This window comes from Flavobacterium succinicans LMG 10402 (assembly GCF_000611675.1).
Classification (GTDB): Bacteria; Bacteroidota; Bacteroidia; order Flavobacteriales; family Flavobacteriaceae; genus Flavobacterium; species Flavobacterium succinicans.
Genome location: NZ_JATV01000023.1, coordinates 14386 through 27126, shown reverse-complemented (window position 1 = coordinate 27126; position 12741 = coordinate 14386). Strand labels below are relative to the sequence as shown.

General features: G+C 36.0%; 10 protein-coding genes and 1 tRNA gene. 1 reads left to right on the top strand and 10 read right to left on the bottom strand.

Annotated elements, in window-relative coordinates; all coding sequences use genetic code 11:
* Nucleotides 1-55 precede the first annotated feature (55 nt).
* Nucleotides 56-141 (top strand) — tRNA-Leu (locus AO58_RS0116085).
* A 329-nt stretch (nt 142-470) separates the two neighbouring features.
* On the opposite strand, the gene AO58_RS0116080 is transcribed toward AO58_RS0116085, so the two are convergent.
* The 10 genes from AO58_RS0116080 to AO58_RS0116035 all read right to left on the bottom strand — a co-directional run bounded on the left by AO58_RS0116080 (nt 471) and on the right by AO58_RS0116035 (nt 12709).
* The gene (locus AO58_RS0116080) at nt 471-2561 is read right to left on the bottom strand and encodes an LruC domain-containing protein (RefSeq protein ID WP_081764683.1); all 2091 of its coding nucleotides are present in this window, start codon (nt 2559-2561) and stop codon (nt 471-473) included.
* Between the two features lie 240 nt (nt 2562-2801).
* Nucleotides 2802-3848, bottom strand: coding sequence for a beta-propeller fold lactonase family protein (locus AO58_RS0116075; RefSeq protein WP_024982672.1), 1047 nt, complete (start codon nt 3846-3848; stop codon nt 2802-2804).
* Nucleotides 3849-3856: 8 nt separating this feature from the next.
* Nucleotides 3857-4903, bottom strand: coding sequence for a YVTN family beta-propeller repeat protein (locus AO58_RS0116070; RefSeq protein ID WP_024982671.1), 1047 nt, complete (start codon nt 4901-4903; stop codon nt 3857-3859).
* Entirely contained in the window at nt 4900-6585 is a 1686-nt protein-coding gene (locus AO58_RS0116065; protein ID WP_024982670.1) for an FAD-dependent oxidoreductase, read from the bottom strand. Before AO58_RS0116065 ends, AO58_RS0116070 begins: the two co-directional genes overlap by 4 nt.
* A gap of 7 nt (nt 6586-6592) precedes the next feature.
* Nucleotides 6593-7159 (bottom strand): gluconate 2-dehydrogenase subunit 3 family protein, encoded by a 567-nt coding sequence (locus tag AO58_RS0116060; protein WP_024982669.1) that lies wholly within the window; start codon nt 7157-7159, stop codon nt 6593-6595.
* Nucleotides 7160-7210: 51 nt separating this feature from the next.
* Nucleotides 7211-8401, bottom strand: a complete 1191-nt coding sequence (locus AO58_RS0116055; protein WP_024982668.1) for a glycosyltransferase family 2 protein — start codon at nt 8399-8401, stop codon at nt 7211-7213.
* A 28-nt stretch (nt 8402-8429) separates the two neighbouring features.
* A complete protein-coding gene (locus tag AO58_RS0116050; RefSeq protein ID WP_024982667.1) occupies nt 8430-9044 on the bottom strand; it encodes an acyltransferase in 615 nt (204 codons plus the stop codon).
* Nucleotides 9035-10249, bottom strand: coding sequence for a glycosyltransferase (locus AO58_RS0116045; RefSeq protein WP_024982666.1), 1215 nt, complete (start codon nt 10247-10249; stop codon nt 9035-9037). The genes AO58_RS0116050 and AO58_RS0116045 overlap by 10 nt, the downstream gene beginning before the upstream one ends.
* Nucleotides 10246-11415 (bottom strand): glycosyltransferase family 4 protein, encoded by a 1170-nt coding sequence (locus tag AO58_RS0116040; protein ID WP_024982665.1) that lies wholly within the window; start codon nt 11413-11415, stop codon nt 10246-10248. Before AO58_RS0116040 ends, AO58_RS0116045 begins: the two co-directional genes overlap by 4 nt.
* 109 nt (nt 11416-11524) lie before the next feature.
* Entirely contained in the window at nt 11525-12709 is a 1185-nt protein-coding gene (locus tag AO58_RS0116035; RefSeq protein WP_024982664.1) for a glycosyltransferase family 2 protein, read from the bottom strand.
* Nucleotides 12710-12741 lie beyond the last annotated feature (32 nt).

The window sequence follows — 12741 nt, the reverse complement described above, 5'->3', positions numbered from 1 at the left end:
CAATGGACTGAAAATCCATGTGTCCCTGGTTCGATCCCTGGAGGTACCACTAATTGCTCGGATGGTGAAATTGGTAGACACGCTGGACTTAAAATCCAGTGAACAGCAATGTTCGTGCGGGTTCAAGTCCCGCTCTGAGTACAAAAACAAAAAAAAACTCCATTAGAGAATATCTAATGGAGTTTTTTGGTTGTAACAATGCCTATAAATAGGCCCATTGTAGCTCCTTAACCCCGATAGCAGCGGTATCCTTGCTTGGGCGAATAAAGCCCAAGCAAGATTTAGAGGATAGCGGGAACCATGTGGGATGATAATGACTCTTGTGGGGGTTACTTACTAATCTTTTTGTTTTTTTTGTAAATGACTTGTTTTAAAATATCCATTAATTTCATTAATTGGCTAAAAGAATGTGTTTAATTGTAAATGAATTTGATATTTGTACTCATCTTTTAGATATGATTTATTTTCTACTATTTGTTAAAAATATTTGAACTGTTCCTATGCCCAGCTTCGTTTTTATACCAATTTTTAAAGTCTACGCCATTGCTTAAAACCCAATTTTTAAATTTCAAGTGACTGGCATCGATTTTTGCTTTTTCAATTGGATAATCAAAACTACTAGGGAAATCTATTGCCCAAGGTAAATTGTCTTTGGTTTTGTAATATTTCCCTATAGAAGACTGAGTATTGTCAAAAGAAGTTCCGAAATAGGCTTTGTCAGCCAAATCTGTTGGCGGGTAATTTGCTAAATGAATCTCTTTCCCTCTTTCTTTATTTACAATAATAAATGGATTGAAAGGCGCCATTCCGAAGGCACTAACATCAATTGGGTTGACTAAATCTATAGTGACTTCAATAGGCTGTGAGGCAACATATGGTTGGCCAGGGTTGGTATTCCCCGCACCGTGTTTCCAAGCATTGTCAAAAACAATTATGGTTGCATTTTTTTGACCTGATTCTGTTCCATTACCGTTTGTTTTGATGTATCCTTCTGTATATTTTGTTCCTGTTACAGATGCAATTTGTGAAGGAGTTACTCCTGGAATTGAGAAACCAAAACCATTTTGGTAACTTGCTCCAATAGCTTTTACTGTGAATTTTCCTTTCAAGCTAACTACCTTATTTTGAGCATTTGTAATTCTATTAAAGTTGTAATCAACCACTAAATCATTAAAATCATAATCTCCTTTTGATGGCCAAAGATCTTCAAACGCCAATGTTCCGTTAGTGTTACTGCTTGGGTAATAGTTATCAAACGCTAATTTTGGATCATTTGGATAATCATCAGAACCATCAATTATACCATCTTTATCAGTATCTATTCGATCAGGGTTTATTTTTTGAACATCAAATATTTCAACATTTTTTATTGGGTTAGCCGTAGCATAGAAAACAGCATCATTAAAGTCATTGTCTCCACCTGGGCGAATTAAATCTTCAAATCCAAGTAGGAACAAACTTCTTTTTTCATCATACAACATAACCGTATGTTGACGGTATTTGATATCTGTCTCTGGGTTTAACTCTAAGTTAGAATACAATAAACCCAAACCTTCTGTTGCTTGTCTTGCACTGTCGCTCCAACCATTACGCAACAACATCCATCCAATTACCGTATTTTTTTCGAAAATACCTAAAGAAACCTTGTCCCCAGAATACAATCCTCCTCCTGAACCTGCAAATGAGGCATTAGGAAAAATCACCTTACATTCTTTAACATCAGCTGGAGTTTTGGGTGGAAAATCTCTGTCATAAGTATAGTATGCCAATGCATTTTTATATCCAGCTCCTTCAGAAACAAAAGTAATCCATACTTCGGCTTTATCTAAAATCACTAAATTGTGCTGGCTACTACCTAAAAGATATTCCGGATGATAGGTAGGAACGGGCATATTTTCAGGTAAAGCATTGTTGACATCAATTAGGAAATTTTTATCAATCACATCTGGTTTGCTCATTAAATAATTAGGCACTCCGTTGTTGTTATAAGTCCCGATATAGTTAATTTTTATACCAGCACTCGTTTTACTGTAAAGTGCTGATGCTTGTTTGGAAGAAAAGGGTTTACGGCTAGTTTTTTGGCCTTTTTGGGTACTTCTTGTCCCTCCAAAAGTAAAATTAACTACTCGATTTTCTAATGGCACTTTCGTTTCTGGAACAAAACCAATAAAGTCTGTTTTTAAAACAACTTCTTTCATGTCGGCTTCGAAAGTGTAATCTACTATAAATTCTCCTTGCTCATTGGTTATACCGTTGATAATCTCTTTTCCATTTTCTTCTTCAAAATTAGTCCAAACGCTCACTTTTACGCCAGGAACGGCATTTCCTTGATTGTCCTTAGTTCTGATAGTTACTTTAGCATCTTGAGTATTTTTCCAAGTAAAAGTTGAAGAAGCTTGTAAATTGTCAATTGTAACTTCACCAGAGGATGTTGGTGGATCAGTTATATCTACAGGATCTTTACTACAAGAGTTTAACAAAATCATAATTACAAATAACACTATCCATACGGAATTGCTATTTTGCTGCGTATTTTTAATGAATGGTTTTAAATTATTCATGTCCTTTAATTTAGAATGTTTTTAGGTTAAGTTTAATCTCAATTTACAATGTGCTTTATTTTGATGCATTTGAGTATCCAAAAACAACACCAAAAAAAATATCCCTCTCAAACGCTGGTATTTAAGCGCTTTACCCCATATATAGAAATTTATTCTTATCCATAAATTAGAATTACTTTCCATTTTTTGGAACTACTTATTCTAAAAAACACACCACTGAATAGGAATTCAGAGGATAGATTAATTTACAAATGCAATAGCATCTGGAACTCTTCCTGTTCCAATAGTGCTTACAATTTCAAAAGTTTTCATATCAATCACTTCAATTTTATTAGCATTGGAGTTAGAAACGAAAGCATACAATCCGTTAGGATGCATTACAATATTCACGGGACGCGGTGTATGATATAATAGTATCTCTACTAATGTTGTTTTCCCGTGAAATACAATAGTCTTTATCTTCTTTTTTAATTTTTGATTATACACATATACAGTACCTTCTATCGCATTGGCTACTAAACAATACTTCCCGTCTGTAGAGAATTTAAGCTTTAATGGGTCATCACCTGTTTTCAATGTATGGGTAACTTTATAAGTCGAGGTATTTATTACCGAAATAGTATTCTCTTTATTATTGGTAACCCATAATTCAGAGCCATCAGGAGTTATGTCGATGCCTTTTCTTCCTAACCCACAAGGAATAACCTTAATCACTTTATTCAAAATCAAATCGATTACACTCACTGAACTTGAACCTATGTTCGTAACATAAGCAATGGCTTTACTTGGGTGCAACACTATAAGATGACTCTTTTTTTGTTGGGTTTGTATTTTTCTTTCAATACTATCAGTATCAATATTAATTGCTAATAATGTATTAGTAACATAGTCAATCACCCCAACTTTATTGGGTTCTGGAAAAGCTACAATCCCATTAACTTTTATATTGTCCTCTAAGTCTATCGTTTTTTCTACTTCGTTTTTTTTGGTGTCTATGATTTTAATAATGTTGCCATCTGTAGCCCCGTAATTTGTAAGCACTACTCTTTTCTCATCCGAAGTTGTAACTGCTTCGTGAGATAATATGTCAATTGGAATTTCCTTTATTTCTGTTCCCGTAAATAAATCAAATACGTGAACACTCTCGCCAACCTTACTCACAATGTATAATTTCCCTGTGGTTTGTATGGTATACGATGGTAATCTAGCAATAAGACGTGCCGCTTGAAAGCAAATAAATACAATGGCAAACGATAAAATCCAATATTTTGCATTCTTACTTATCATAACTAAAACTAGATTATAATTGCTAAGTCGTCTGGCATATTTCCAACTTTGATACTGCTACTAATTGTGAAATTTTGCATATCAATAACCTCAACTCTACCCGCAGTATAATTGGACACAAAGGCATACAATCCGTTGGGATGCATTAGTATTCCAACAGGTCGAGGCGTGCGGTAGATGATTTTTTCAAAAACATTTTTATTACCAGGAATAACTATGGTTTTAAAAAGTTTTTTTGATTGGGTATCAAAAACTGAAATTGTCCCCTCACTAGCGTTAGCAACCAAACCATATTTTCCGTCAATTGAAAACTTTACTCTTAAGGGCTCTTTTCCTGTTGCCAATCGAGCCATTTCTTTATACGTTAAAGTATTGATAACCGATACGTAATTTTCTTTGTTATTTGAAACCCATATTTCTGAACCATCTTTTGTAATAGCAATACCTTCTGCACTCTTTCCACAAGGGATAATTTGAACGACTTTATTGCTTTCAATAGCAACAACAGTCACTGAACCAGAATTGATATTGGTCACATAAACAATAGGCTTAAAGGGATGTTTAACCAATAAATGACTGACTTTTTGTTGAGTGGCAATCTGTTTTTCTACTTTTCCAGATTCAATATTGACTACTGATAGATGATTGCCATCATCAGACACAACAGCAACTTTGTTAGGGTTTTCCAAAGTAATAATACCGTGAGGACTAGTATTCTTATTCCCCAAATCAATTGTTTTTGTTATAGTATTCTTCTCTGCATCAATGACTGTAATGCTCTTCCCCTTTGCATCAATAGCGCCATAATTTGTAACTACTATTCTATTCGGGTTGGTTAGTGCTGTTGCTTCGTGTGGTTCTATTGCAATGGGCAACTCCTTTATTTCCTCCCCTTTTTCTAAATCAAAAACAGTAATGCTTCGGCTTGCTTTATTGACAACATATAGTTTGCCATCTGTTTTTATGGAATATTTGGGCTGTTTTATGACATAAACCATTCCAAATACCAGACAAATCAAGCCTAACAGAAGTACTATTTTTTTGAAAAAACTCATAACTTATTGGATTTAAGTTGCTCCATTGCATATCTACAAGCTCTTACGGTAAGTACCATATACGTTAAAGAAGGATTTTGACAAGCCGATGACGTCATACAACTACCATCTGTAATGAATACATTCTTTACATCGTGCATTTGATTGTACTTGTTCAAAACCGAAGTCTTAGGGTCATTGCCCATTCTTGCGGTTCCCATTTCGTGTACTGCTGAGCCTGGAGGCGGACTTGTTCTATAACTTCCTACGTTTTTAAAACCTGCTTTGGTTAAAATTTCCTCACTCGATTTGGTCATATGCTCCATCATTGCCAATTCGTTAGCACCATAATTAAAATCGACCTTAACCAACGGCAATCCCCATTGGTCCAGATTTTGGGTATCTAACGTAATTTTGTTTTCATAATTCGGCAAAACTTCCCCTCGACCACCAAGAGAAATCGTCCATTTACCAGGAGTTTGTAATTGTGCTTTCAATGAAGCGCCAAAACCTTGTGTGGGTTTTGATTCCCAATTTTCTCGCTCTCCTTTTCCTTGAATTCCATACCCTCTAACAAAATCAGGATTTTGTGTTTGCTTATTTATGTTTTGAAATCTTGGAATATAAATGGTTCCAGGTGACCTTCCTTCGTAATATTTATCCAATAATCCATCAAAAGTTCCGTAGGTGCCTTCATTGACGATATGGTCCATCAAATTGTGTCCGACTTGTTGACTTGAATTTCCCAATCCATTTGGAAAAGAGGGAGAAATAGAATTCAACAAAATAGCAGCAGTAGCAATTGCAGAGGCGTTTAAGAAAATTATTTTGGCATAAAATGTATGTTCTTGTTTTGACAGCGCATCAATGATTTTTATCCCGATGGCTCTTTTAGTATTGGCATCATACAGCACTTCTTTCACAATAGAATTTGCTCTCAAAGTCAAATTCCCTGTTTTTTGTGCATCTAACAATGTTGCCGAGTTACTGCTAAAATAGCCTGCAAAAGGACAACCTCGGCTGCATAAATTGCGATACATACAAGGGCCTCTTCCTTTTTTTGGTTGCGTTAAGTTTGCTACTCTACCATTTATAATCACTCTATCGGAATAATGTTCTTTTACTTTTTCTTTTAGATGCTGTTCTATGGCATTCATCGGTATCGGTGGAAAAAAAACGCCATCTGGCAAATGAGCTATGGCCTCTGAACTACCACTAATACCTACATAATCCTCGACATAATCATACCATTGAGCCAAATCTGCATAGCGTATGGGCCAGTCGACTCCATAACCGTCTTTTTTATTGGCTTCAAAATCCAAATCTGAAAGACGATAGCTTTGTCGCCCCCAAGTGAGGGAACGACCACCAACTTGATAGCCTCTAATCCACTTAAATGGATTCACCTGAATATAGGGATGCTCTTTGTCATTGACATAAAAATGCTTGTCGGCGGCGTTACAATGACTGCTTTGCACAGGTCGCTCCTCGAGTTCTTCATTTGTTAGATGCTTTCTATTTTTAAAATCCCAAGGATTCAGAAAAGCGGTTGTGTAGCCCGTTACGTGTTCAACTTGTCCGCCTCTTTCTAACACCAAGGTTTTTAAGCCGCCTTCTGTGAGTTCTTTCGCAGCCCATCCTCCACTGATTCCTGACCCTACAACAATAGCATCAAAGGTGTTTGTTTCTGTTTGGTTTTTCATACTATAGCTATTTTGTTGCCCAAGCTTTTTGATTGGGTTGTATGGTGGTGATTGCTTTGTATCTAGCAGGAATAGGTTCGTACACTAAATGTTGTGTCGCTCCCAATTCGGAAGTGCAATATCCTTCTACAGTTAATGCTTTTAAAATGGTATAAAAAGGACGACCCGATATTTTATTTCTGATTTTAGAAAACAAACCCGAACCATCATAAGTGCTGTCCAAATCCTTTACGATTGCTATTTGTTGTTGTGGTGTGCATTTTTCAAAACCGAAACCGTAGGTATCCAAACACGTTTCTTGGAGGTCATTTAATCCGTTAAAGAAATTAGTATACTCTTTTTTCGAGGAACACGATTCCATATAGCTAATTATAAAATCTTGAACATTAGCTTCCTTGGCGCCTGGAGTATTGGTAGCAGGAATAATCACATCGACTAAGGCTGCAATTAGATTCTTGTAATTAGGGAGTTGCCCTCTATTGGATTTCGCATAAAAAAAATGAAATCCAGTATAGGTAGCAATCCCAATTCCAGTGAGGGCTAAAATTCCGCCGATAGCTTTTCTTCTATTCATAATTTTATTTTTTTAAATTGAAATCTAATGGTTTACAAATTGCATTCGGTGCTAACTCGCTCGTTGTGCTCTTTCCCAGTTTACCGATTGTGATTTTTTCATATATCTAAAAAAGCCCAAAACCACGCATACATTCATTATAAAAAAGTAATATGGCACAAACAAAATCTTGATTCTAGTTTCTCTATTCTCTAAAAACCAACCTAACAAGGCAAGGGCATAAAAAAGCAACTGCAACCAAAACAGGGTGGAATACAAGCCAAAAGAGAAAATCCCTTCGTTTATGGCTAAAATTGACAAAACAGGAATAAGGAGAATTAGACATAAAGGAGTTAAACTCCAACGTAAAACGCGATGCGAAATGTATTGAAAGGAAAGCGTTCCGTATTTAAAAATATTCAGCAAAGAACGAAGTCGCACAATAGATTGAATGCCTCCCGCTGAGATTCTGACTTTGCGCTTAAATTCTTCTTTAACATTGGCCGAAGCGGTTTCAATAGCATAGGCTTCAGGGTCATATTGAATGGTATAGCCTTCTTGAGCGACTCTTAGTGATATGATAAAATCATCCAATAAAGTGTCTTTTTCAACGTGGCGGTATAAGGCTGTTCGAATGGCAAAAAGTTCGCCCGCTGCTCCTACCACTGAGTACAATTCGGCATCCCATTTTTTCAATGCCGATTCATATTTCCAATAAATGCCTTCACCAGCACCAGAGGCGACATCGCTTTCCTTATCCACAATTCGTTTTTCTCCAGAAACGCAACCCACCTTTGGATTACTAAACAAGTTTACAATGCGTCTAATAGATTCTTTCCCAAGATTGGTATTGGCATCACTAAAAATAACAATGGGTGTTTTCACAAAATCCATCCCTCGATTCATTGCCCCAATTTTACCATTTCGCTCATCTAAATGATAGACTGTTGTGTTTGGGTATCCTTTCAATAATTCAGGAGTACCATCATCGGAACCATCGGTAACCCAAACGATATTGATTTTTTCTTTAGGATAGTCGAGTTCTAAGGTGTTTTTCATTTTAGCAGCTACATAATTCTTTTCATTGTAAGCCGCAATAAACAAGGTCACTTCGGGTTCATAGGAAGGGTCAATTTCTAGCTTTTTGCCCATCTTCAAAAACCTTCTGATTTTTATAATTGCATACAACAAAATACCGTACCCCACATAGGTGTAGACTATCACCGATAGCAAAATCCAGAATAGTATCTTTAGTGTTATCATTTTTATTTGCTTAAAATTTATACTAGCGCTAGACCTTTTCCCATATTTGTTTTTCAGGATTGTATTGTTTCAATACTCTAGCTGGATTCCCCACTGCAACGGCATAGTTGGGAATATCTTTTGTGACCACGCTACCTGCTGCGACTACACAATTTTTACCAATGCTTACTCCTGCCAAAACCACCACATTAGCACCAATCCAAGTGCCATCTCCAATGGTTATGAGTGCTGTAGAAACTCCCTGAATATGAATAGGGCGATTGACATCTTCATAGTTATGGTTCAAGCCCGAAAGAGTAATGTTTTGCGCCAATCGCACATCATTCCCGATAGTAACAGGACCAATAATCGTGTTGCTGAGACCTATTTTGGTTCGGTCTCCAATAATTACTGGACCCACGCCATTGTTTATCGCAGAAAAATCTTCGATAGTAGAATCTTCACCAAGTTCAAATTTATTCCACGGAACGACGTCCAATCTGGTTCGATATCTTATTATAGCTCCTTTTCCTTTTTTATGATAAAAAGGATTTACGAACCACTTTATCCAAAGTCTGGGTCTTGTTTGCTTTGGAATAAGTATGGACCAATGAACCAGTTTTTTCAATTTTTCATTGGATTTTATTTTTTCTTTCAATCCCATTGTATCCTGTGTTTGGTTGCTTTAATTATTCCTTGATAGATGGCACTAACATTGTTTTCCCAAGTATGACTTTTGGCAAAATTGGCTCTTTGTTCAGCTAAAGTTTTTGAGTTTTCTTCCAAAGCTTTTTCGGTTAACGTAATGTACTCTTCATTTGAAGAAGCCAAATACACATAGTCGCGAAACATTTCCATTGCTTTGGTTTGCGTTGCAATTACTGGTTTTCCCATAGCAAGGTATTCGTCAATTTTTCTTGGATAATTGCCAATCGTTAAGTTGTTGGTCAACTGCGGATTGATGGCTACAGCAAAACCTTTTACATAAGCTGGAAGTTCTGAGCCATCTTTACTCCCAAAAAAATACACATTTGACAATTGATGCAATTTTGATTTTTTAAAATCGTCGTCTTCTGGGCCCACGAGAACAATGCTCCAGTTTTTTCTCTGCTCTGCAATAAATTCGAGTAAACTGATGTCTAACCTTAAACTGGTAAGCGACCCCACATAGCCAATAATTGGCGAGGGTACATCTTTGAATTCTGCTGGTACTTGTATCTTACCTTCATCGTCACTAAAGTGTGAGACATCGCAACCTTGTCCAACCATATAACTGTAAGCCGTGTATTGTAAACCAAAATCTGCGAAAAAATCAGAATTCGTCAATAAAACATCCGCTTGTTTTATCACTTCGGGTTCCATTTGTTCTCCGTGTTTTTGCCAATACGGTACTTTCACCAAATAATCTCGCATATAATAGGCGTAGACTTTGGGCTGTAAAAATTCCTTCAAATGTCTTCCTAAAAACATCGAACTATCATTAAAGAGAATGACATCTTTAAAATTCAATCGCTCGGCCGCCGATTTGATATCTTCTGAAAACAAACGGGCATTTCTCCTGTTCAATATTTTAAACACGCTATGAATAGGCAACCAATTAATGGATTCAACACTGTTTTTGGGGTATAGATTCCATAGGTTAGTTCCAATCTCGTATAAATTAGGTTCAAGACCTTTTTTGATTCTGATTCTTTTTTGAATTTTCTCTTTGTGCTTGTCTTTTCCCATAGTAGCTCTATCCATAGGCGGATTTACATACAACACTCGATTGTGCTTCGCAAACTCCAAGGCTATATTTTTGCAATTGCTACCTATTTCAATATCCCAGGCTTGTATGCCTACCACTATAATATCTTTACCTTTTATCATAGTCTCGTTTTTTTTGATTGTTCGACATAGATGGTTTCATAAAGTTTTAAATACTCTTTGGCCATATTATTCCAAGAAAACTGTTTACTCCGCCTCAAGCCTTTCTCACAAAGCGATTGGCGATAGGCTTCATCATTTAGAATTTTAATGAGTCCTTCCGTAATTTCTTCAGGTTGCAACGGGTTGACAATATGAGCAGCATCTTCGGCAATTTCTGGCATTGATGAAGTGTTTGATGTAATAACAGGCACATTACACGACATCGCTTCTAGCATTGGAATTCCAAAACTTTCACGAAGAGATGGATACAAAAAGATATCGCATTGCGCATAAATAGCTGGCAAATCGGTATTCACTACATAGCCCGTCAAAACAATATGATGGATGAGATTGGGGTCGTTAATTTCATTCAACAAACTGTTCAGTTCCGTTTTATCATAATCCAGCATTACGAGTTTATGATTAGAGGCTGTACGTTTTAAAAAATCAGAAAAAGCTTTAAGCGTGCCTTTTGTATTCTTTTTAGGGTCTGTATTGCCCAGAAAAAAGAAAAACTTATCGGGTAAATTGTATTTTTCTTTAACCCGATTGAGCTCGTTTTTATTGGTAATGGATTTGAAATGTTCGCTTACCCCATTATAAATAGCCCCTAGTTTTGTATCGTCTTTTATTCCAAAGAACTCACCAATTCTGTTTTTTTCAAAATGTGAAACAGTAATCACCTTTTTGCTTTTCTTCACTATACGAGGCACTACCAATTTTCTGTATATATTTCCAAATTTTTGATAAGTACTGGCACTACTTCTAAGTATTTTCAAATAACTACTTTCCATATAAATAATATCATGAAGAATCGTTATTAGAGGAATAGAGGTGAAAAAAGGTGCAGTATTACTGGTGCAGTGCAAGATATCACAGCCATATTTTTTGGCAGCATTGGGTAATGCTATTTGTTCCCAAGTAGGGTACGACCCTCCATTTAATTCAACAATCGTAAAATTCGAAGTGGCTTTAAGGGCAGAGGAATCTTCATCTGGTTTTACAAAAATGAAATAGTCATTTACATGGTCTAGCTCTTGCAGGTTCTTTATCAATTCTAAAGCTACCATATCCATACCGTGTTTTTTCTTCCGAAAAAGGCGTTGCCCTTCTATACCTATTTTCATAACGCTGCTATTTATTATATTCAACAGTCATATGTAATTTGCAAAAATCATAATCGGCCTTTGCCTTACACTTCCATTATGCACATTTCATACTAACGGTTTTCTTTTCTTAAGAAGTAGAACCATGTTTGGTATGAATAAATGTTTTATTGGCTCCTTTTATTTTTAGTAGAGACAACAACATCATGAACATTCCTTTTGGCAAACTCATTAATGCTTTCAATGTTTTGCGATTGTAAAAGGATTTTGGCACAGAGAAAACAAAAGACATCACACAGGCTATTAACAAGACCACCCAATAATTCGAATAGGAATTTTGATTATCTAGCCAGTAGTTTAGCATCACAAAACTAACGCTGCACAGTATAACGGCTCCGAGTAATAATATTCTCGGAGGCTGAATAAATTGAATGGCTTTATCAAAATAATCGACATTGCCTTTGAGCAATAAGTGTTTAGTGGCAGTCAAAATATCATTTCTAAAGTAATGCAATTGTGCGGACAACCATCTGCGTCGTTGATTGCCAAACACCTCAGCTTTTTGAATTTTTTCATCAAAAACTACCGCATCATCAAGATAGACAATGGTATGTCCTTCTTTAAGCATTTTGAGTTCAATTTCTTTATCAAATCCCCCAACAGCGGTAGCGCTTGCCATGAGTGTTTTAAAATAATGGTACTGAAAAGCCATTCCAGAACCTATTATTGCTGAAGATAATCCTAAAACACGATGCCCCTTTCTGAAAATATTATTGTTAATTTCTTCACTAATGGCGTCAAGAATAGCCCAAGAGTTATTCATATTTTTTGCTGTTCGATGGCCTTGTACGGCAACAAATCCTTGTTCGATAGCAGCATTTACTTTACTCAAAAAATCATGTGCCATCACATTATCAGCATCTAAAACCACAGCAATATCATAATCCCTTTCAAGGGTTGCCATGGCTTTATTCAACGCTTTAGATTTTGTGCTTTTTTCAAAACTTACTTCAATAACGATTATGGGTAACGTTTTTAAGGCTGAAATTGTTTCTTCTTGAAAAGAATCGGCAATGATTACCACATCATAATGGGTAGACGGATAGTCTTGATGTAAAGCAGCGTTTGCCACTTCAATAATTACTTCATCTTCTCTATAGCCTGGAATAAGCACCGCTATTTTTTTTAAATTTCCGTTATCAGAATATTTCTTTTGTCTATAAAATAAGCTTGCTATTGAAAACAGTAAAATGTATAAAGTCGCCAAACCCAAAAGGAGTAGCAGAACAATTTGTATGATATTAAATAGAAGCATAATTTAAATTTTTTAATTAAAATTTGTTGGTG